Below are 20,663 nucleotides of genomic sequence, written 5' to 3' on the forward strand. Positions count from 1 at the left end.
GTCTGGCGAAACTCGCGTAACCTATGTCACAGGGTGCACAACCGCACCATCTGTATCCGCGCGGCACCCGCCACGTCGGTGCACTTCGAAGGGGGACATCGTGAAATCCATGAAAGCTCTGGCCATGGGGGTGACCGCAGTGGGCGCGCTCGGCGCCGCCGCCCTGGGCATCACGTCGACCGCCGCCGCGCCGATGGCCGACGTGCAGCTGGCCGCGGTCGGCGCGCCGTTACCCCAGGATCCGCCGCCGCCCGTACCGGCTCCCGCCGCGGACGTTCCGACCGCCGACCAGCTGACCGGGCTGCTGACCAGCCTCGCCGACCCCAGCGTGTCGTTCGCGAACAAGGGCAATCTGGTCGAAGGTGGTATCAGCGGAACCGCAGCCCACATCGCTGACCACAAGCTGCAGAAGGCCGCCAAAAATGGTGACCTGCCGTTGACGTTCACGATCACCAACATTGCCCCGGCCGCGCCCGGATCCGTGACCGCGGACGTCGCGGTGTCCGGTCCCAAGCTGCCGAACCCGGTGACACAGAGCGTCACCTTCGTCAACCAGGGCGGCTGGGTGTTGTCACGCGCCTCGGCGATGGAGCTCATTCAGGCCGCCGGCCAGTGAGTAACATCCGTCACGTTGGCCCGAACCGGGCCGCTAAAGGGGGACACGTGAAATCCGTAGCTGTGAGCGTGGCGGCGCTGGCCGTCATTGGCGGTGCGGCCGCCGGCATTGCGTCGGTCACAACACCGGCCACTGGGGTGCAACTGGCCGCGGTCGGTGCGCCGATCCCACAGGACCCGCCGCCACCGCCGGCGCCCGCGCCGGTAGGGCCGGGCCTTCCGACCCCGGAGCAGTTGAGCAACCTGTGCATTCAGGTCACCGATCCCGGCGTGGGCTACTCCACCAAAGTCGGCCTGGTCGAAAACGGCATCAATCCCGACGAGGGCCACGTCGCGGACCACGACCTGCGCAAGGCCTACCGGAACGGCAACTTCCCGGAAACGTTCACCGTGACGAACATCGTCCCGGCCGGGCCGACCACGGCTTCCGCCCAGGTAGCCATTGCGGGTCCGAAGTTCGCCGGACCGGTCGTCAAGCAGCTTGTGTTCGTCCAACAGGGCGGCAACTGGGTACTGCAGCACGACGCCGCGCTGGCCTTGGTGCAAGCGGCGGCCGCAACGAACTAGCCGCAGACGGCACCGAGGTCGAGCCCCGCGATGCGCACGGGGTCGGCCAAGACGTCGATCATGGCCACTCGACCGTCGCGGACGACGAACGCCATGATCGAAACCGGGCGCCCGTGCACGAGGATCACCGCGCCCGCGGCACCGTTGACCCTCGCCGCGCGGACCTCACGCTCCGGGCCCGCGTAGCCGTGGGCCAGCTTTGCGACGGACTCGGCACCTTCGGCGTGGAAAAGCGCTGTGCCGGCGCCGAAGTCGCCGCGTAGCAGCACGTCGGGATGCAACACCGACAACAGCCGGTCGAAGTTGCCGGAACGTCCGGCGGCGAAGAACGCGTCGACGGCCTCCCGCTGCGCGGACACGTCCGCATCGGGCACCGGGTGGGCGTCCTCGATTCGCCGTCGCGCGCGGCTGGCCAGCTTGCGGGTCGCCTCCGGTGTTCGCTCCACGATCGGCGCGATCTGGTCGAACGGCACGCCGAAAGCGTCATGCAGAACGAAAGCCAGGCGCTCGGCCGGTGACAGGGTGTCCAGGACGACGAACAGCGCCAGGCCCACCGCCTCGGCCAGCATCGCCCGGTGTTCGGGGTCGGACTCGTCGTCGGCGTCCACCATCGGATCCGGCAACCGCGCCACCGGCTCCTCGCGGTGCCGGCCGCGGCGGTCGCGCAGCACGTTCAAACAGATGCGGGCCACTACGGTGGTCAACCAGGCCTCGAGGTTGACGATCTGGTCGGCGCCGCCGCGGTCGAGCCGCAACCAGGCCTCCTGCACCGCGTCCTGGGCGTCGTCGACCGAGCCGAGCATGCGGTACGCGACGGCGCTCAGCTGCGGCCGGGCCGCCTCGAACCGCGCCGTCAGCGAGCGGTTGGCGGTCACGGGCGACCGGTGTCCGGCATTGCACACACCTGGCCGCCGGAGAAGCCGGCGGACTTGATGCCCAACGCGATATTGAATCGGGCGCGCATGTTGCCCAGATTGATGACGTGGGTGAGCCCGACCAGCTGCGGCGTGTCGAAGTGGCCGCGCAGCGCATCGAACAACTCGTCGGTCACCTCGACCGGGGTGTGGCTCATGGCGGTGGCGTACTCGAGAATCAGCTTGTCGACGTCGGAAAAGCACGTGGCTGCACGGTAATTCGACAGCGCCCGCAGTTCCTCGTCGGTGAGACCCCAGCGCCGGGCGATTTGCGAGCCGAGATCGATGCAGTATTCACAACCCACCGTCGTCGCGGCTTTCAACTCCGCCAGCGCGCGGTGCCGCGGGCTGAGGATGTCGAGCTTGGCTTCGGCTTGTTCGAGCTTGCCGTAGGCGCTGAGCAACCTGGGAATGTGGGCATACATACGCAGCGGCTCGAGCATCCCGGCCGTTTCCAGGCCGGTCATCTGCGCGAGTTTGCGTTTGGTGAAGAAGAAAGCGATCCTCGCGCCCAGGCCGGCGTCGCGGTCGGAGAGCCCCTGCAGACGGGACATGGCGATCCTTTCCGAATAGTCACGGTGTCGGCGCCCAGGTGAATCTGTGGCCCCTACTCCGTCGACACCCGGCGACCCGCAAACGTGACCGGTTAGCGGCCGAAAGTGGAACCGGATCCCTGGGTCTGCTGGCTCAGCGGTACGTCCATGTCGTACACCCGGGCATGCAGGACGGTGCGGTTCCGCAGCGCGGCCCGCACGGCGCGGTGCAAACCGTCCTCGAGATAGACGACGCCGCGCCACCGCACCGCGTGCGGAAAGAGATCGCCGTAGAACGTGGAGTCCTCCGAGAGCAGCCGGTCCAGGGCCAGCACCGTGGTCGTGGTGACCAACTCGTCGAGCCGGATCTGTTGGGGAGGGATCTGCGACCAGTCCCGGTAAGACAACCCGTGGTCCGGGTAGGGCTTACCTTCTCGGACGCCCTTGAAGATCATTTGTCGATTTTCCTTGATGTGTCGTCGAAGGCCGACGGATACATGCCGGAAAGGCTAGCGGCAAAGTCGTCGGCCGCGCGCGCCGGACACTTGCTGATGAGGATCAGCGTCTGATGAGACCGTAAAATGTACTCGATCAAGGAGGTGGCCGATGGGCAGTGCTGACGAGCGTCGCTTCGAGGTGCTGCGCGCGATCGTCGCCGACTTCGTCGCCACCCAGGAGCCGATCGGTTCGAAATCGCTCGTGGAGCGGCACAACCTCGGCGTGTCCAGCGCGACCATCCGCAACGACATGGCGGTGCTGGAGGCCGAGGGCTACATCACGCAGCCGCACACCAGCTCGGGCCGGGTGCCCACCGAGAAGGGCTACCGCGAATTCGTCGACCGGATTGACGACGTCAAACCGCTGTCGGCGGCCGAACGGCGGGCGATCCAGTCCTTCCTGGAATCCGGCGTCGATCTCGACGACGTGCTGCGGCGCGCGGTGCGCCTGCTGGCGCAGCTGACCCGCCAGGTGGCCGTCGTGCAATACCCGACCTTGTCGACGTCGACGGTTCGGCACCTCGAGGTGATCGCGCTGACGCCGGCGCGGCTGCTGATGGTCGTCATCACCTCCTCGGGGCGGGTGGACCAGCGCATCGTCGAACTCGGTGACGTCATCGACGAGCACCAGCTCGCGCAGTTACGCGAAGTCTTGGGCCAGGCGCTGGAAGGCAAGAAGCTCTCCGCGGCCTCGGTGGCGGTGTCCGACCTGGCTAAACAGCTCGGCGGCACCGGCGGGCTGGGCGACGCGGTCGGCCGTTCGGCGACGGTGTTGCTGGAGTCACTGGTCGAGCACACCGAAGAGCGCCTGGTGATGGGTGGCACCGCCAACCTGACCCGCAACGCGGCGGACTTCGGTGGTTCGCTGCGGTCGATCCTGGAGGCCCTCGAGGAGCAGGTGGTGGTGTTGCGGTTGCTGGCGGCCCAGCAGGAAGCCGGGAAGGTAACCGTGCGCATCGGTCATGAGACCGAGGCCGAGCAAATGGCGGGAACGTCGATGGTGACCACCGCGTACGGCACCATGGACACCGTGTACGGCGGTATGGGGGTGTTGGGTCCCACCCGGATGGACTATCCGGGAACCATCGCCAGCGTCGCCGCGGTTGCTCTTTATATTGGCGAAGTCCTGGGTGCCCGATGAACGCGCACCGACAGGACTGCGGACGTACGTGGTAACGCGGCCCTAACTGGGTCCAGAAAGGTCAGGCGTGGCACGCGACTATTACGGGCTGCTCGGCGTGAACAAAAACGCCAGCGATGCGGAGATCAAGCGCGCGTATCGAAAGCTGGCGCGTGAGCTGCACCCTGACATCAATCCCGACGAGGCCGCGCAGGCGAGGTTCAAGGAGGTCAGCGTCGCCTACGAGGTGCTCAGCGATCCCGAGAAACGCCGGATCGTCGATCTGGGCGGGGATCCGCTGGAGAATGCCGCCGCGGGCGGCGGATTCGGTGGATTCGGCGGCCTGGGCGACGTCTTCGAGGCTTTCTTCGGGGGCAGCTTCAGCGGAGGCGCGACCTCGCGCGGTCCGATCGGCCGGGTCCGGCCCGGGTCGGACTCGTTGCTGCGGATGCGCCTAGACCTCGAAGAGTGCGCGACCGGGGTGACCAAGCAGGTCACCGTCGACACCGCGGTGCTGTGCGACCGCTGTCAGGGCAAGGGCACCAATGGCGATTCGGCGCCGGTCCCCTGCGACACCTGCGGCGGGCGGGGCGAGGTGCAGACGGTGCAGCGCTCGCTGTTGGGGCAGATGGTGACGTCGCGGCCGTGCCCCACCTGCCGTGGCGTTGGCGTGGTCATCCCCGACCCTTGCCATCAGTGCATGGGCGACGGCCGGGTGCGGGCCCGGCGCGAGATCAGCGTCAAGATCCCGGCCGGTGTCGGCGACGGGATGCGGGTTCGGCTTGCCGCGCAGGGCGAGGTCGGTCCGGGCGGCGGCCCGGCCGGTGACCTCTATGTCGAGGTGCATGAGCAGGCCCACGACATCTTCGTCCGCGACGGTGACGACCTGCACTGCACGGTGTCGGTGCCGATGATCGATGCCGCGCTCGGCACCGCCATCACCATCGACGACATCCTCGACGGCCCCAGTGAAATCACCATTCCGCCTGGGACACAGCCGGGTTCGGTCATCACGCTGCGCGGTCAGGGCATGCCGCAGCTGCGGTCGTCCACCCGGGGCAATCTCAACGTCCACGTCGAGGTGGTGGTCCCCACCCGCCTGGACAACCACGACATCGAATTGCTGCGCGAACTGAAGAACCGCCGCAACCGCGACGTGCCCGAGGTGCGTTCCTCCCACACCGGTGGCGGCCTGTTCAGTCGGCTTCGCGAAACCTTCACCGGGCGCTAGCCCCAGTCGCGCGGGCCGTGCACATGGTGGCGACGCTGTTCTACGTCCAGGCCTTGCCCGACACCGGTGAACTCGCGGTCGTCGACGGCGACGAAGGCTTTCACGCCGCGACCGTGCGGCGGATCCGGCCTGGCGAGCAGTTGTGGCTGGGTGACGGCGCGGGCGCGCTGGCCCGCTGCGAGGTGGAACAGGCCGACCGTGACGGCTTACGCGCCCGGGTGCGGGATCGTTGGACGGTCAACCCCGGCCAGCCGCCGGTGACGGTGGTGCAAGCCCTGCCGAAGTCGGACCGTTCGGAGTTGGCGATCGAGCTGGCCACCGAGGCCGGCGCCGACGCGTTTCTGGCCTGGCAGGCCGCCCGATGTGTGGCGAGCTGGCAGGGGTCCCGGGTCGAGAAGGGCTTGCGTCGGTGGCGAGCCGTGGTCCGCTCGGCGGCGCGGCAATCACGTCGGGCCTACATCCCGACCGTCGAGGGCGTGCTGACCACCCCGATGCTGCTTCAGCGCATCCGCGACGCGGTGGCCTGCGGCGCGGTGGCGGTGGTGCTGCATGAGTCGGCGACCGAGCGGCTCGTGGATGCCGGTGTAGCACAGGCGAACTCGCTGTTCCTGGTGGTCGGTCCCGAAGGCGGCATCGCCCCGGAAGAACTTGCCGCGCTGACCGACGTGGGCGCCGTCGCGGTGCGGCTGGGCCCCCAGGTGTTGCGTACCTCGACCGCCGCCGCGGTGGCCCTGGGTGCGCTGGGTGTGCTTACCCCGCGATGGCAGCAAACCACCGAAGGCCAGCCCGCCGAGCCGCGCGCGGCTGACCAGACCGAGCCCTCGGCGTAGACTGAGGCATCCGAATCACCCTTGACGAGCCGAGATAGGCAGGCACCGGAAACCACGTGACGCCACGCGAGACCAACGCTGCCGACGCAGCTGGGGCCCTGCAGGGCCCCGATCTCAAAGCTCCGGTTCGCAGCAGCATCGACATTCCGCCCGATGTGGTCGTGGGCTTGCTGGGCTCGGCAGACGAGAATCTGCGCGCCCTCGAACGCACCCTCAATGCTGACCTGCATGTTCGCGGCAACACTGTCACCCTCTCCGGTGAGTCGGCCGACGTCGCCCTGGCCGAGCGGGTGCTGACCGAGCTCGTCGCGATTGTGGCCAACGGCCAGCCGCTCACCCCCGAGGTGGTGCGCCACAGTGTCGCCATGCTGATCGGCACCGGCAACGAGTCACCGGCCGAGGTGCTCACGCTGGACATCTTGTCGCGCCGCGGCAAGACGATTCGGCCCAAGACGCTCAACCAGAAGCGTTACGTCGACGCTATCGACGCCCACACCATCGTGTTCGGGGTCGGCCCCGCCGGTACTGGTAAGACCTATCTGGCGATGGCCAAGGCGGTCAATGCGCTGCAGTCCAAACAGGTCACCCGCATCATCCTGACCCGTCCGGCGGTGGAAGCCGGCGAGCGGTTGGGGTTCCTGCCGGGAACGCTGAACGAGAAGATCGACCCGTATCTGCGTCCGCTCTATGACGCGCTCTACGACATGATGGACCCCGAGTTGGTGCCGAAGCTGATGTCGGCCGGGGTGATCGAGGTTGCGCCGCTCGCCTACATGCGGGGGAGGACGCTTAACGACGCGTTTATCGTGCTCGACGAGGCGCAGAACACCACACCCGAGCAAATGAAGATGTTCCTCACCCGGCTGGGCTTCGGGTCGAAGATCGTCGTCACCGGCGACATCACCCAGATCGATCTGCCGGGCGGGGCCAAGTCGGGTCTGCGCGCGGCGGTCGACATCCTCGAGCACATCGAAGACATCCACGTCGCCGAGTTGACCAGCGCGGATGTCGTTCGCCACCGACTGGTGTCGGAAATCGTCGACGCGTACGCGCGCCACGAAGAGCCGGGGGCGGGCATGAATCGGGCGGCCCGTCGTGCGTCCGGAACCCGCAATCGCCGATGATGGTGCGGTGAGCGGCAAATGACCATCGAAGTGTCCAACGAATCGGGCATCGACGTATCCGAGACCGAATTGGTGAGCGTCGCGCGCTTCGTCATCGCCAAAATGGACGTCAATCCGGGCGCCGAGCTGTCGATGGTGCTGTTGGACACGGCCGCGATGGCCGATCTGCACATGCGTTGGATGGACCTGCCCGGCCCCACCGACGTGATGAGTTTTCCCATGGACGAGCTCGAACCCAGTGGCCGTCCGGACGCTCCCGAACCAGGGCCGTCGATGCTGGGGGACATCGTGCTGTGCCCGGAATTCGCCGCCGAACAGGCCGCCGCCGCGGGCCACAGTCTTGGACATGAATTGGCGCTGCTGACGGTCCACGGCGTGCTGCATCTGCTCGGCTACGACCACGCCGAGCCCGACGAAGAGAAGGAGATGTTCGCTCTGCAGGAGCGACTTCTCGAAGAGTGGGTCGCCGAACAGGTCGAGGCATACCACTACGACCGGCAGGGTGAAAGAGACCGCCGGTTGCTGGACAAGTCAAGGTATTTCGACAATTGAGCTCTGTAATGAAAGCATTCAAGATCGCGGTCGCGGCCGCCATAATATTGGCGCCCTTCTCGGCGGTCGTCGTCAATTCCGCTGTGGCAGCGGCTTCTCCGTGCGCCGGCGCGGGGTCTAACCCGGTATCGTGCCAGCATTGCCTGTTTTATGTGCAGGCCTATCACACCGCCAACGTGTGCTATGCTCCGGCGCCACGGCCGGCACCAGCCCCGTCGAGCACGCTGCCGATCCAAATTCCGGAGCCCCCGCCGGTGCCGCCGCCACCGACCTCCACGCGGCCGGCACCGACCCCGGTGCAGACCCCGAAGATCAACCCGTCGGGTCCGGGGACGCCTCGCAACGTTTCGGTGGTGACACCGCCGAAGAAGCTGGAGGCGCCCGCCCAGGCCATCGCTGCTGCCAAGGCCGCCCCCGAAGCGCGGCTCAACCCGGCCGACCCGCCGCGGCCACCGACGCCCACGGACTTCAATCAGCAGGTGCAAAACGTCATTAACACCCATAGCGACAACATCGAGCTGATCAAGGCCGACAACAAGGCACTGGTCCGTCCCCGCCACTGGGAATTCGTCGACTACGACCAATATCACCGGCCGACGCTGTACAACCCACTCGGTCAGGCGATGACGTTCCGCTACTCCTACGGCGGCGCCTCCCGCGAGGCGTACCTGCCGGCCGGCGGCCGCATCGTGCTCGACGCCGGCACCGTGGGCCTGGTCCCGTTCACCGCGGTCAGCGAAAGTTACCTGGCGGCGGGCAGTTTCTACGGCGGAGCCTTTGTCCCGCCGGACAATTGGCAGGGCCCACCGCCGCCGGAGTACGCCGCACCGGCGCCGCCGACGCTGTACCAAAACGTCTCGGCCGAGATTCCCGCCGTCGTCCAAACCGTGCAGATCGGACAGGTGGCGGTGGTGGGCCACGACGACAGCCAACCCCCCGGCAGTCAGGATGCCTTCCTGCTCGACGACTCCACGCTGGCGTGGGGGCAGGTCAACGATCCCAACAGCAGCACCCAGATCAAGGTGGCCAAGAGTCAGTCGCTGCCCGGTTTCGGCCCCACCGACAACGGCAGCTTCCTGTTCGCGCTGGCCGCTCCCGGGGAGCCCAACCAGGCCGCCCCGCCGACGCCCACCCAGCCCTGGTGGCCGTCCGCGCTCGGATTTGGACTGTTGGGGATAGCGGTCGTGGTGGTGTCCTCGTTGCTCAATCGGCGCAAAGGCAACGCCGACGACACCTCTGACTCCGCAACCGACTCAAGGCATTCCCGGAATTGACCGGTATGTCTCAGCTGCTCGGCGCGATCGCGTTGATCGGTCTGGGTGGGGTTTTCGCGGCGATCGACGCCGCGATCAGCACCGTGTCGGTGGCCCGAGTGGCCGAGCTGGTGCGCGACGAGCGGCCGGGAGCCCGGCCGCTGTCGAAGGTGATGGCCGACCGGCCGCGCTACATCAACCTGGTGGTGCTGCTGCGCATCATTTGCGAAGTCACCGCGACCGTGCTGCTGGTCGTGTTCCTCTACGACAACTTCGGCCTGGAGTGGGCGGTGTTCGGCGCCGCGACCATCATGGTGCTGACCAGTTTCGTCGTCATCGGCGTGGGCCCGCGGACCCTGGGCCGCCAGCACGCGTATTCCATTTCGCTCGCGACAGCCCTTCCGCTGCAGGTGATCTCATCCCTTCTGATGCCGATCAGCCGGCTGCTGGTGCTGGTGGGTAACGCGCTGACCCCGGGCCGCGGCTTGCGTAACGGGCCCTTCGCCTCCGAGATCGAGCTGCGCGAAGTTGTCGACCTGGCGCAGCAACGTGGCGTGGTGGCCGCCGACGAGCGCCGGATGATCGAGTCGGTGTTTGAGCTCGGTGACACCCCGGCCCGCGAGGTGATGGTGCCCCGCACCGAGATGATCTGGATTGAAAGCGACAAATCCGCCAGCCAGGCCACCACCCTCGCCGTGCGCAGCGGCCATTCCCGCATTCCGGTGATCGGCGAAAACGTCGACGACATCGTGGGCGTGGTGTACCTGAAAGACCTTGTCCAGCAGATCTTTCTGTCCCCGGACGGCGGTCGGGACGCCAAGGTGTCCCAGGTGATGCGCCCGGCCGTATTCGTGCCGGACTCCAAGCCGCTGGACGCGCTACTGCGGGAAATGCAGCGCGACCGCAACCACATGGCGCTGCTCGTCGACGAGTACGGCGCGATCGCCGGCCTGGTCAGCATCGAGGACGTGCTGGAGGAGATCGTCGGAGAGATCGCCGACGAGTACGACGACGAAGAGACCGCCCCGATTGAAGACTTGGGCGACAAGAACTTTCGAGTCTCGGCGCGGTTGCCGATCGAAGACGTCGGCGAACTCTACGGGGTGGACTTCGACGACGATCTCGACGTCGACACGGTAGGCGGTCTGCTGGCACTGGAATTGGGCCGGGTACCCCTGCCCGGTGCCGAGGTCGTCTCGCACGGACTGCGGCTACGCGCCGAGGGCGGCACCGACCACCGCGGACGGGTGCGGATCGGCACCGTGCTGCTGAGCCCGGCCGAATCCGACGGCTCCGAACTCGAGGACGCCCACCATGGCTGAGCAGCTGGACCCCGAAGACGCGAAGCTGGCGGTGCTGGCGCGCGCCGCGATGGCACGCGCTGAAGCCGGCAGCGGCGCCGCGGTACGCGACGTCGACGGCCGCAGCTACCCGGGCGCGCCCGTCAACTTGTCGGCGCTGCGACTCACCTCGCTGCAGGCCGCGGTGGCCGCGGCCGTCTGCAGCGGTGTCAGCCATCTGGAGGCCGCCGTCCTGGTGGCCGGCTCGGCCGACGACCCGGGTATCGCCGCGGTACGTGAGCTCGGCCCGACCGCGGCGATCATCCTCACCGACCGCACCGGTGCCCCGCTATGAACGATGAATTCCGTTCCGGCTTCGTATGTTTGGTTGGCCGGCCCAATACCGGCAAGTCCACCCTGACGAACGCGCTGGTGGGCACCAAAGTGGCGATCACCTCGAAGCGCCCGCAGACCACCCGCCACACCATCCGCGGCATCGTGCACCGGGAAACCTTCCAGATCATCCTGGTCGACACGCCCGGGCTGCACCGGCCGCGCACCCTGCTGGGCAAGCGACTCAACGATCTGGTCCGGGACACCTACGCCGAGGTCGACGTCATCGGGTTGTGCATCCCGGCCGACGAGGCGATCGGCCCCGGCGACCGCTGGATCGTCGACCAAATCCGTTCGGTCGCACCGAATACCACCCTCGTGGCGATTGTCACCAAAATCGACAAGGTGCCCAAGGACCGGGTGGCCGCGCAGCTGCTCGCGGTGAGTGAACTCGTCGGCGATGCCGCCGAAATCGTTCCGGTGTCCGCGGTCGCCAACACCCAGGTCGACCTGCTGATTGACGTGCTGGCCGCCGCGCTGCCTCCGGGCCCCGCGTACTACCCCGACGGGGAGCTGACCGACGAACCCGAAGAGGTGCTGATGGCCGAGCTCATCCGGGAGGCCGCGCTGGAAGGAGTGCGCGACGAGCTGCCGCACTCGCTGGCGGTGGTGATCGACGAGGTCAATCCGCGCCAGGGGCGCGACGACCTCATCGACGTGTATGCGTTGCTCTACGTCGAGCGAGACAGCCAGAAGGGCATCATCATCGGTAAGGGCGGGGCCCGGTTGCGTGAGGTGGGGACCGCGGCGCGTGGCCAGATCGAAAAGCTGCTGGGTACCAAGGTTTATCTCGACCTGCGGGTCAAGGTCGCCAAGAACTGGCAAAGCGACCCCAAACAGCTTGGGCGGCTGGGCTTCTAGAGCGAAGCCGCCAAGCCCGCCTGCCGAATTCGCGTGGTAGGCGCCTTTCTGCGCGGCGCTTCGCTGTTTTAGTGCCAGTTGCCCGGGTACCACTGACCCACCGATACAGCCCAATCGGAAAGGCAACGCATGGATGCTTTAACTTTTCTCCGTCAAGACCACAAAAGCGTGCTCGGTTTGTTCGAGACCCTCGATGGCGCACCGTCGGGCTCTGGCGCCCAAGCCAGCGGCCTGGAGACCACGGTGAACAACCTCATCATCGCGGAGTCACAGCACGAAGCGATCGAGGAGCAGTACTTCTGGCCGGCCGTCCGCGAAGCGCTCGGCGATGCGCTTGCCGATAAGGCGGTCGAGCAGGAGCAGCAGGGCAAGAAAGTGCTGCAGCGATTGGAAGACGGCAAGCCTGGCGAGCCGGATTACCACGAAGCGCTGCAGGAGTTCATCAAACTCGGCCGGGAGCACATCGCTTTCGAACAGGAAGTGGTGTGGCCGCAGGTCGAAACCGCGATCAGCCGGGAAGAGCTGGAGAAGATCGGGGAGAAACTGGAGGTGGCCAAGAAGATTGCCCCCACCAGGCCGCACCCGGACACTCCGCCGAACCCCGCGGTGCTCAAGACGATGGGCATGGGCGCGGCGGTGATGGATCACGTTCGTGACGCCTTCACCGGCCGCGGCGAAGACAACCCACCGGACCCGCAAGCGCACTGAGCGCATCGCGCTGAGCGCATCGAAAAGGCCGGGCGTCACCGTCGACGCCCGGCCTTTTCTTCGAACTAGCTTGTTTTTCTTCGAACTAGCTTGTTTTTCTTCGAACTAGCTTGTTTTTCTTCGAACTAGCTTGTTGGAGTGCGCTGCTCGTGCGTGAACGGCTTGTCGCCCTGCACTGCTGGCGAGCCATCCGGAACCCGTTCGGCGCCTTTGTTTTTGCGCGCGTCGCTGCCCAGCCACTGCTGCTCGGGCTTTTCGACGTACTCCCATTCCATGCCCTGCGGCCACGGGCCCTGGCCCTGGTTCCACGGCCCGCGAATCGATTCGCCATTGCCGTTGGACATGTTGAACGCCTTGTTCTGGAATCGGTCGTCGCCCGGCAACTGTCCGGGCGGGAAGTTCACCGGAAGCTCGTTGAGCGCCGCGGTGAACTGCTGGTAGTGCGCAACCTCGCGAGTCATCAAAAACGTCAGGGTGTCCTGCACGCCGGGGTCGTCGGTGAACTGCTTGAGGTATTCGTAGACGATCTTCGCCCGCGACTCGGCGGCGATGTTGCTGCGCAGGTCCACGGTCGGGTCGCCGTTGGCGTCGATGAACGCGGCGGTCCAGTTGTTGCCGCCGGAGTCCTTGATGTCCGGTCCGCCGCCGCTGAGCACCATGAACAGCGGACTCACCGACACCGAGTGCATCAGCCGGTCCTTGCCGTCTCGATTGGACACCAGGGGCATCCAGTCACATCGCTCGTTGGCGACATGCAGGTTGTCGTTGAGCCCGTCGAGCAACATCGTGATCGTCGACCCGACCATCTCCAGGTGGCTGAGCTCCTCCGTGGCGATGTCCATGAATAGGTCGTACATCTTGGGGTTCTTCTGCCGCAGCACGAAGGCTTGCGTGAAGTACTGCATCGCAGCCGTCAGTTCGCCGTTCGCGCCGCCGAACTGGTCCATCAGCAGCGTCGCGAACCGTGGGTCGGGCTCGGTCACCCGCACCTCGAACTGAAGATCTTTGTTGTGGATGAACATCGGCGCCTCCCTGGGCTGTAGGCATGGTTTGGGGCGTCGAGCGGTGTACCCGACGGATTTGGCACCAAACGGTGTCCGAGCCGGTTGCTCGTTTGCCGATAACGCGCGCATCGGCCTGGAGTCGGGGCGTTTGTGCGGCCGCGCGAGGGGTAGCCGCCGGAAATGGTGCAAGCAAAACTGGCACTGGTCACGGGTGCCTCCAGCGGGATCGGCTTCGAACTGGCAACGCAATTCGCCCGGAATGGCTACGACGTGGTCGTCGCGGCCGAAGACGACGGCATCCATGACGTTCCCGACAAGCTGTCCCAATGGGATTCGGCGGTGCAGGCGGTTCAGGTGGATCTGCGCACCGCGGACGGGGTTGAGCACCTGTACCGCAGCGCGACCGACGGAGATCGTGAGCTGGCCGCGGCCGCCCTCAACGCGGGCATTGGTCGGGGCGAGATGTTTCTCAAAAGTGAGCTCGAGGACGACCTGAGCATCATCGATCTCAACGTCCGCTCCACCGTGCATCTGGCCAAGCTGGTGCTGCGCGACATGGCGAACCGCAACAGGGGGAAATTGCTACTCACCTCGTCGGTCGCGTCGATGATGCCCGGGTCCTACCAGCCGGTGTACAACGCATCGAAGTCGTTCATCCAGTCGTTCGCCGAGGCTCTGCACGACGAGTTGCGTGACACCCCAATCACCGTCACCGCGCTGATGCCGGGCGTCACCGACACCAACTTCTTCCACCGTGCGAGGATGGACGACTCGGTGGCGGGCAAAATGCCCAAGGACGACCCTGCTCTGGTTGCCCGTCAGGGGTTCGACGCGATGATGCGCGGCGATGCGAAGGTTCAGGGCGGTTCGGTGTTGTCCCACGTCTTGGGAGCCGCCACCCGCGTCCTGCCCGACAGCGTGAAAGCCGTTATGAATCGGGTTATTTCCGTCCCGATCCATCGCTAGGCCCGGCACGGCCGCGCGGGACGTTTCAGCTGCGCGGCGAGCCGAGTTCTGGCTCCCACCACACCTGCGGCTGTTTGCTTGCCCACCCGCAGACGGCCTCCAACTCGGCGGCCAGTGAGATCAGCATGGGTTCGCTGTTCGCCGGTCCCATCAGCTGCACGCCGATTGGCAAGCCGTCGGTGGTGAACCCGGCCGGGACATTGATCGACGGCCAGCCCAGGACATTCCACGGCCAGGTCACCGGACAGGCCTTGATCATGACGCGGTCGGTACCCAGGCCGCTGAGCCGGTCGAACGATCGTGCCAGCGGCGGCGGCTGTGCGGTGGTCGGCGCGACCACCACGTCGACGATGTCGAAGATCGATCCCACCCGGCGCTGCAGTGCCTCCTCGTGTCGCCGCGCGTTGCGCAGCACCGCTTGCCCGAGCACGTGGCCCAGGCGCAGATTGGACAGCGTGCGGGGGTCCAGGACCACACCGTCGCCCAGGCGCTCCTCCCACTCCCGCAGTCCCGCAGTGGATCTGGCCAGAAAGTCCCACGCTAGCCGCACGCCGTAGTCCGGGTTGCCGCTGACGACGGTGTGACCGAGCAGCTGCAGCTGGTCCCCGACGGCGCGGGTCGCGGCCAGGATTTCCGGGTGCAGTTTGGCCCGAAAGAAGGTGTAGGGGAAGCGGGTCGACAGGGCGATGTTCAGCGGACCGGGCGCGATGCCCACATAGTCCGACGCCTTGATCGGAGGCGGCCGATGGCGGTCGCCCTCGACGTTGCCCGACGCCGCATCGAGCACCAGCGCGGCATCGGCCACCGTCCGGGCCAATACACCGTTGACGGTGATTCCGTTGAAAGACTCGGGCAGCGGCCAGGTGGAGATGCGTCCCCGCTGCGGCTTGATGCCGACCAGGTGTGTCCAGGCCGCCGGGATGCGGACGCTGCCGGCGCCGTCGGAGCCGATCGCCGCGGTGACCAGGCCGGCGGCCACCGCGGCCGCGCTTCCGCCCGACGACCCGCCCGGGGTGTGCCGTCGCGACCATGGGTTGCGGGTGTGCCCGAAACCCGGGCCGCTGGTGAACGGCCACTGGCCGAGTTCGCAGGTATTCGTTTTGCCGACGATGACCGCGCCGGCGGCTTTGAGGCGGCGCACCACCTCGGCGTCCTGGGTGGCCGGCCGGACATAGCCGTCGGTGCCGAACGCGGTCGGCACCCCGGCAATGTCGACGTCGTCTTTGACCGCGATCGGCACACCCAGCAACGGAGCCGTATCGCCGGCCGCCCGTCGCCGGTCGGCCGCGGCCGCGTCGGCCAGCGCCGATTCGGTGAGGACCACCCGAAATGCGTTCAGCGTGGACTGGCTGGCCTCGATCGCGTGCAGCGAACGTCGCACCAGCGTGTCGGATGTCACCGACCGGCTCGCCAGCTGGTAGAGCAGGTCAGTAAGGGTGGGCAGGCGCCTGCCGCGGGATCCGTAAGCGGACCCGGACGGGGACCCAGCAGCGGGTCCAGGAGCGCCGATCACGGGGTACGAGACTATCCGGCGCGGGTACCCGCGATGTCGCGGCGGGGTGCAAAACTATGGAGATGCGGCTGTATCGAGACCGAGCGGTAGTGCTGCGCCAGCACAAGCTCGGCGAGGCCGACCGGATCGTGACCCTCCTGACCCGCGACCACGGTCTGGTCCGCGCGGTGGCCAAGGGCGTGCGTCGCACCCGCAGCAAATTCGGCGCGCGGCTGGAGCCGTTCGCGCACATCGATGTGCAACTGCACCCGGGCCGCAATCTCGACATCGTCACCCAGGTCGTTTCGATTGACGCGTTCGCCACCGACATCGTCAGCGACTACGGCCGCTACACCTGCGGATGCGCGATGCTGGAAACCGCCGAACGCCTCGCCGGTGAGGAGCGGGCACCGGCCCCGGCATTGCATCGGCTCACGGTGAGCGCGCTGCGGGCGGTGGCCGACGGACGCCGACCCCGCGACCTGCTCCTGGACGCCTACCTGCTGCGCGCCATGGGTATCGCCGGCTGGGCGCCCGCGCTGACCGAATGCGCCCGCTGCGCCACGCCCGGCCCGCATCGGGCGTTTCACATCGCCGCCGGGGGCAGCGTCTGCCCGCACTGTCGCCCGGCGGGTTCGACGACGCCGCCGCTGGGTGTGCTGGAACTGATGTCCGCGCTGCACGACGGCGACTGGGAAGCCGCCGAGGCGACCCCGCCATCGCACCGCAGCCATGTCAGCGGGTTGGTGGCCGCCCACCTGCAATGGCATCTGGAACGTCAACTCAAGACGCTGCCCCTGGTGGAGCGAACGTATCGGGTCGACCGCACCATCGCCGATCGGCGTGCCGCGCTGATCGGGCAGGATGAGGCCTGTGGCTAGGAACCACGAGCGCACGCCGAAGTCCAGCGACTTCCCGCAACTACCTCCCGCACCCGACGACTATCCGACGTTTCCCGACAGGTCGACCTGGCCGGTGGTGTTCCCCGAGCTGCCGCCGGCACCCGACGGCGGCCCGAGCCGGCCGCCGCAGCACATTTCGAAGGCGGCCCCGCCCCGGATTCCGGCCGATCGATTGCCGAACCACGTGGCCATCGTGATGGACGGCAACGGCCGCTGGGCCACTCAACAGGGCCTGACCCGCACTGACGGCCACAAGGCGGGCGAGGCGGTTGTCATCGACATCGTTTGCGGCGCAATCGAAATCGGCATCAAATGGCTCAGCCTGTATGCCTTCTCGACCGAGAATTGGAAGCGTTCGCCCGAAGAGGTCCGCTTCCTGATGGGCTTCAATCGCGACGTGGTGCGGATGCGCCGGGTGAACCTCAAGGCCATCGGCGTAAAGATTCGCTGGGTGGGTTCCCGACCGCGGTTGTGGCGCAGCGTGATCAACGAATTGGCGATCGCCGAGGAGATGACCAAGGACAACGACGTGATCACCGTGAATTACTGCGTCAACTACGGCGGTCGCGCCGAAATCGCGGAATCTGCAAGGGAAATCGCACGATTGGCCGCGGCTGGGCGGTTACAGCCGGAGCGCGTCACCGCGTCGACGGTGGCCCAACACCTGCAACGGCCCGACATTCCGGATGTGGACTTGTTTTTGCGGACCTCGGGGGAACAGCGGTCCAGCAATTTCATGCTGTGGCAGGCAGCCTACGCCGAGTACATCTTTCAGGACAAACTGTGGCCCGACTATGACCGCCGCGACCTCTGGGCGGCGTGCGAGGAGTACGCGGACCGCAACCGACGGTTCGGGAGTGCCTGATGCCATCCCTGCAAGAGCGCCTGGGCTCGATTTTGCGAGACGTGCTGCACGTCGAGGACGAACCCGACGGCGGCCTGACCGTGCACCACGCCGGCACCTTCGCGTCGTTGCGGGTGGTGACCATCGCCGAGGGATTGGACCTGGTGTCGCTGACCCAGGTCGTGGTGTGGGATCTACCGCTGACCAAGAAGCTCGGCGAGCAAGTCGCCAAGCAGGCTCACGACAGCAACTTCGGCAACGTCACCCTCGTCGAGAAGGTCAGCGACGAGTCCGCCCGGCGCAATTCGGGTAAGGGCGCGGCCAAGACCGCGGACGTGATGTTGCGCTACAACTTCCCGGGTGCGGCGCTGGCCGACGATGCCCTGCGCACGCTGATCTTGCTGGTGCTGGATACGGGTGCGCAGATGCGCCGCGCGCTGACTTAACGGCCGAGCGCCTGACTTAACGGTCGAGCGCCCCACTAGCCGGGCGTGGGGTACCGAGCGCCCGGCCAGCCGGGCATCGGCGAACAAACACCCGCCTCAGGACCCGCAGTTCGAGCAGGTGCCGAAGATCTCGATGGTGTGGCTGACGTCGGAGTAGCCGTGCTTGGCGGCCACCTGCGCGGCCCACTCCTCGACCTCCCGGTCGCCCACTTCGATGGTCGACCCGCAGCAGCGGCACACCAGGTGATGGTGGTGGTGGTCCGAACAGCGGCGGTACACCGATTCGCCGGTGTCGGTGCGCAACGTGTCCACCGCGCCCGACGACGCCATGGCTTGCAGGGTCCGGTAGACGGTGGTGAGCCCGATGTTCTCACCGCGGCGGCGCAACTCGTCATGCAGCTCCTGGGCCGACCGGAAATCGTCGAGGGTTTCCAGCAGCGTGGAGATCGCCGCCCGCTGACGGGTGGAGCGGACGCTGGGGTGTGTCACGGTTTGTCCTCGCCGGCGTGGGCCACCGCGTCGACGACAATGTGCGCCAAATGATGGTCGGCGAGCCGATATAGCACCTCACGCCCGGAGCGTTCGCCGGCGACCACCCCCGCCGCCTTGAGGATCTTCAAGTGCTGGCTGACCAGCGGCTGGGGCACGCCCAGCGCGTCGACCAGTTCGTGCACGCAGCGCTGCGACTCGCGCAGCTGCAGCACGATGGCGATCCGGACGGGTGCGGCCAGGGCGCGCAGCAGCTCCCCGGCGGCGTCGAGAATCTCCCGTGACGGCGGAACCGGGTACTCGGCGAACGGCGAATGCTCACCCACCTCGCCGGACCGGTGGGAATCGAGGTCGAGCGCCGGGCGGGCGGCGGCCGTCTGCGGAGAGGGGGACATCGCCATGGGGGAGCCATCACCTCGAGAAGTGCCGGGACGTTGGAATGCCCACTATAGGGGCCGACATCCACTGTCACATGCATGATGACGCATGTCAAAGACCGCGGCACGGTCGATACGATTGCTGAGGTCTCCACGGCGGCGATATGCCGCCATCAGTCACAGGCATCGGGGAAAGGGAGTGGACCACGCGTGGCGTCCGTCATCGACACCGTCGTCAACCTGGCTAAACGGCGCGGATTCGTCTTTCCTTCCGGAGAGATCTACGGCGGCACCCGCTCGGCGTGGGACTACGGCCCGCTGGGCGTGGAACTCAAGGAGAACATCAAAAAGCAGTGGTGGCGGGCGGTCGTCACCGGCCGCGACGACGTGGTCGGACTCGACTCGTCGATCATCCTGCCGCGCCAAGTCTGGGTGGCGTCGGGCCATGTCGAGGTGTTCCACGACCCGTTGGTCGAATCGCTGATCACGCACAAGCGTTACCGGGCCGACCACCTGATCGAGGCCTACGAGGCCAAGCACGGGCACCCGCCACCCAACGGGCTGGCCGACATCCGTGACCCGGAAACGGGGGAGCCGGGCCGGTGGACCGAGCCCCGGGAATTCAACATGATGCTCAAGACCTACCTCGGTCCGATCGAAACCGAGGAAGGGCTGCATTACCTGCGACCCGAGACCGCGCAGGGCATCTTCGTCAACTTCGCCAACGTGGTGACGACCGCGCGCCGCAAGCCGCCGTTCGGCATCGGCCAGATCGGCAAGAGCTTCCGTAACGAGATCACGCCCGGCAACTTCATCTTCCGAACCCGCGAGTTCGAGCAGATGGAGATGGAGTTCTTCGTCGAGCCGTCCACCGCGAAAGAATGGCACCAGTACTGGATCGATACCCGCCACCACTGGTACGTCGACCTCGGTATCGACCCGGCGAACCTGCGCCTGTACGAACACCCGAAGGACAAGCTGTCGCACTACTCCGACCGCACCGTCGACATCGAGTACAAGTTCGGTTTCCAGGGCAACCCGTGGGGCGAGTTGGAAGGCGTCGCCAACCGCACCGATTTCGACTTGTCCACGCACGCAAAGCATTCCGGCGCGGATCTGTCGTTCTACGACCAGGCCAGCGACACCCGATACACGCCGTACGTCATCGAACCCGCGGCCGGCCTGACCCGATCGTTCATGGCGTTTTTGATCGACGCCTACGCCGAGGACGAAGCGCCCAATGCCAAGGGCGGTGTCGACAAGCGTACGGTGCTGCGCCTGGATCCGCGGCTGGCCCCGGTCAAGGCCGCGGTCCTGCCGTTGTCCCGGCATGCCGATCTGAGCCCCAAGGCCCGCGACTTGGCCGCCGAATTGCGCAAATGCTGGAACATCGAGTTCGATGACGCCGGCGCGATCGGGCGTCGGTACCGGCGTCAGGACGAGGTGGGAACGCCGTTCTGCGTCACCGTCGACTTCGACTCCCTGCAGGACAACGCTGCGACGGTGCGCGACCGCGACGCCATGACCCAAGAACGGGTGTCGATGGACGCCGTCGCCGACTACCTGGCGGTTCGGCTGAAGGGCTGCTAGCCGACACCTGGGGTGCCGCGACGGCAAACCCACGATTTTTGGTGTAGTGCTGCCCTACTATTCGGCTTTAGTCTT

The 20,663-nt window shown here is 66.8% G+C and carries 24 protein-coding genes; 17 read left to right on the top strand and 7 right to left on the bottom strand.

Annotated elements, in window-relative coordinates; all coding sequences use genetic code 11:
* Positions 1–109: 109 nt before the first annotated feature.
* Both G6N33_RS21220 and G6N33_RS21225 read left to right on the top strand, forming a co-directional pair.
* The gene (locus tag G6N33_RS21220) at positions 110–616 is read left to right on the top strand and encodes a hypothetical protein (RefSeq protein ID WP_408632804.1); all 507 of its coding nucleotides are present in this window, start codon (positions 110–112) and stop codon (positions 614–616) included.
* 47 nt (positions 617–663) lie between these two features.
* Positions 664–1,182 carry a hypothetical protein gene (locus G6N33_RS21225; protein ID WP_044506964.1) on the top strand — a complete coding sequence of 173 codons (519 nt, stop codon included), beginning with the start codon at positions 664–666 and terminating at the stop codon, positions 1,180–1,182.
* Here the strand turns inward: G6N33_RS21225 and G6N33_RS21230 are convergent.
* The 3 genes from G6N33_RS21230 to G6N33_RS21240 all read right to left on the bottom strand — a co-directional run bounded on the left by G6N33_RS21230 (position 1,179) and on the right by G6N33_RS21240 (position 3,084).
* Positions 1,179–2,057, bottom strand: coding sequence for a sigma-70 family RNA polymerase sigma factor (locus G6N33_RS21230; RefSeq protein ID WP_170310411.1), 879 nt, complete (start codon positions 2,055–2,057; stop codon positions 1,179–1,181). The two genes, G6N33_RS21225 and G6N33_RS21230, sit on opposite strands and share 4 nt — an antisense overlap.
* Positions 2,054–2,650 carry a carboxymuconolactone decarboxylase family protein gene (locus G6N33_RS21235; protein ID WP_044506961.1) on the bottom strand — a complete coding sequence of 199 codons (597 nt, stop codon included), beginning with the start codon at positions 2,648–2,650 and terminating at the stop codon, positions 2,054–2,056. The genes G6N33_RS21230 and G6N33_RS21235 overlap by 4 nt, the downstream gene beginning before the upstream one ends.
* A 92-nt stretch (positions 2,651–2,742) precedes the next feature.
* Positions 2,743–3,084 carry a type II toxin-antitoxin system VapB family antitoxin gene (locus G6N33_RS21240; RefSeq protein ID WP_044506960.1) on the bottom strand — a complete coding sequence of 114 codons (342 nt, stop codon included), beginning with the start codon at positions 3,082–3,084 and terminating at the stop codon, positions 2,743–2,745.
* 151 nt (positions 3,085–3,235) lie between these two features.
* Here G6N33_RS21240 and hrcA point away from each other — a divergent pair, with 151 nt between their 5' ends.
* From hrcA to G6N33_RS21290, 10 genes are all read left to right on the top strand, one after another.
* Positions 3,236–4,267, top strand: a complete 1,032-nt coding sequence (gene hrcA / locus G6N33_RS21245) for a heat-inducible transcriptional repressor HrcA (RefSeq protein ID WP_044506959.1) — start codon at positions 3,236–3,238, stop codon at positions 4,265–4,267.
* Between the two features lie 67 nt (positions 4,268–4,334).
* The gene (gene dnaJ / locus G6N33_RS21250; RefSeq protein WP_044506958.1) at positions 4,335–5,477 is read left to right on the top strand and encodes a molecular chaperone DnaJ; all 1,143 of its coding nucleotides are present in this window, start codon (positions 4,335–4,337) and stop codon (positions 5,475–5,477) included.
* Positions 5,478–5,500: 23 nt separating this feature from the next.
* Entirely contained in the window at positions 5,501–6,307 is an 807-nt protein-coding gene (locus G6N33_RS21255) for a 16S rRNA (uracil(1498)-N(3))-methyltransferase (protein ID WP_044506957.1), read from the top strand.
* Positions 6,308–6,363: 56 nt separating this feature from the next.
* Positions 6,364–7,431 (top strand): PhoH family protein, encoded by a 1,068-nt coding sequence (locus G6N33_RS21260; protein ID WP_044506956.1) that lies wholly within the window; start codon positions 6,364–6,366, stop codon positions 7,429–7,431.
* 18 nt (positions 7,432–7,449) lie between these two features.
* Complete coding sequence (gene ybeY / locus G6N33_RS21265) at positions 7,450–7,983, top strand: rRNA maturation RNase YbeY (protein WP_044506954.1); 534 nt, start codon at positions 7,450–7,452, stop codon at positions 7,981–7,983.
* 8 nt (positions 7,984–7,991) lie between these two features.
* On the top strand, positions 7,992–9,257 hold the full coding sequence (locus G6N33_RS21270; protein WP_044506953.1) for a hypothetical protein: 1,266 nt from the start codon (positions 7,992–7,994) through the stop codon (positions 9,255–9,257).
* Positions 9,254–10,558 carry a hemolysin family protein gene (locus tag G6N33_RS21275; RefSeq protein WP_044506951.1) on the top strand — a complete coding sequence of 435 codons (1,305 nt, stop codon included), beginning with the start codon at positions 9,254–9,256 and terminating at the stop codon, positions 10,556–10,558. The genes G6N33_RS21270 and G6N33_RS21275 overlap by 4 nt, the downstream gene beginning before the upstream one ends.
* Complete coding sequence (locus G6N33_RS21280; RefSeq protein WP_044506949.1) at positions 10,551–10,871, top strand: hypothetical protein; 321 nt, start codon at positions 10,551–10,553, stop codon at positions 10,869–10,871. The genes G6N33_RS21275 and G6N33_RS21280 overlap by 8 nt, the downstream gene beginning before the upstream one ends.
* The gene (gene era, locus G6N33_RS21285) at positions 10,868–11,770 is read left to right on the top strand and encodes a GTPase Era (protein ID WP_044506947.1); all 903 of its coding nucleotides are present in this window, start codon (positions 10,868–10,870) and stop codon (positions 11,768–11,770) included. The genes G6N33_RS21280 and era overlap by 4 nt, the downstream gene beginning before the upstream one ends.
* Before the next feature lie 129 nt (positions 11,771–11,899).
* Entirely contained in the window at positions 11,900–12,478 is a 579-nt protein-coding gene (locus G6N33_RS21290) for a hemerythrin domain-containing protein (protein ID WP_044506945.1), read from the top strand.
* A gap of 125 nt (positions 12,479–12,603) precedes the next feature.
* Here G6N33_RS21290 and G6N33_RS21295 read toward each other — a convergent pair whose 3' ends face one another.
* Complete coding sequence (locus G6N33_RS21295; RefSeq protein WP_044506942.1) at positions 12,604–13,500, bottom strand: manganese catalase family protein; 897 nt, start codon at positions 13,498–13,500, stop codon at positions 12,604–12,606.
* Positions 13,501–13,662: 162 nt separating this feature from the next.
* On the opposite strand from G6N33_RS21295, the gene G6N33_RS21300 reads away from it, so the two are divergent.
* Entirely contained in the window at positions 13,663–14,448 is a 786-nt protein-coding gene (locus tag G6N33_RS21300; protein ID WP_101528167.1) for an SDR family NAD(P)-dependent oxidoreductase, read from the top strand.
* Positions 14,449–14,473: 25 nt separating this feature from the next.
* Here the strand turns inward: G6N33_RS21300 and G6N33_RS21305 are convergent, their stop codons facing one another.
* Positions 14,474–15,961 carry an amidase gene (locus G6N33_RS21305; protein ID WP_044506940.1) on the bottom strand — a complete coding sequence of 496 codons (1,488 nt, stop codon included), beginning with the start codon at positions 15,959–15,961 and terminating at the stop codon, positions 14,474–14,476.
* A 62-nt stretch (positions 15,962–16,023) separates the two neighbouring features.
* Here G6N33_RS21305 and recO point away from each other — a divergent pair, with 62 nt between their 5' ends.
* The 3 genes from recO to G6N33_RS21320 are packed head-to-tail and all read left to right on the top strand — an operon-like array spanning position 16,024 to position 18,132.
* The gene (gene recO / locus G6N33_RS21310; protein WP_044512088.1) at positions 16,024–16,821 is read left to right on the top strand and encodes a DNA repair protein RecO; all 798 of its coding nucleotides are present in this window, start codon (positions 16,024–16,026) and stop codon (positions 16,819–16,821) included.
* Positions 16,814–17,707 carry a decaprenyl diphosphate synthase gene (locus G6N33_RS21315; RefSeq protein ID WP_101528168.1) on the top strand — a complete coding sequence of 298 codons (894 nt, stop codon included), beginning with the start codon at positions 16,814–16,816 and terminating at the stop codon, positions 17,705–17,707. Before recO ends, G6N33_RS21315 begins: the two co-directional genes overlap by 8 nt.
* A complete protein-coding gene (locus tag G6N33_RS21320; protein WP_044506936.1) occupies positions 17,707–18,132 on the top strand; it encodes a hypothetical protein in 426 nt (141 codons plus the stop codon). Before G6N33_RS21315 ends, G6N33_RS21320 begins: the two co-directional genes overlap by 1 nt.
* Before the next feature lie 96 nt (positions 18,133–18,228).
* On the opposite strand, the gene G6N33_RS21325 is transcribed toward G6N33_RS21320, so the two are convergent.
* Positions 18,229–18,621 carry a Fur family transcriptional regulator gene (locus G6N33_RS21325; protein ID WP_044506935.1) on the bottom strand — a complete coding sequence of 131 codons (393 nt, stop codon included), beginning with the start codon at positions 18,619–18,621 and terminating at the stop codon, positions 18,229–18,231.
* A complete protein-coding gene (locus G6N33_RS21330; protein WP_044506933.1) occupies positions 18,618–19,022 on the bottom strand; it encodes an ArsR/SmtB family transcription factor in 405 nt (134 codons plus the stop codon). The genes G6N33_RS21325 and G6N33_RS21330 overlap by 4 nt, the downstream gene beginning before the upstream one ends.
* Before the next feature lie 186 nt (positions 19,023–19,208).
* On the opposite strand from G6N33_RS21330, the gene G6N33_RS21335 reads away from it, so the two are divergent.
* A complete protein-coding gene (locus G6N33_RS21335; protein WP_044506931.1) occupies positions 19,209–20,588 on the top strand; it encodes a glycine--tRNA ligase in 1,380 nt (459 codons plus the stop codon).
* The last annotated feature ends 75 nt before the right edge of the window (positions 20,589–20,663 follow it).

The organism is Mycobacterium simiae, assembly GCF_010727605.1.
GTDB classification, from domain to species: domain Bacteria; phylum Actinomycetota; class Actinomycetes; order Mycobacteriales; family Mycobacteriaceae; genus Mycobacterium; species Mycobacterium simiae.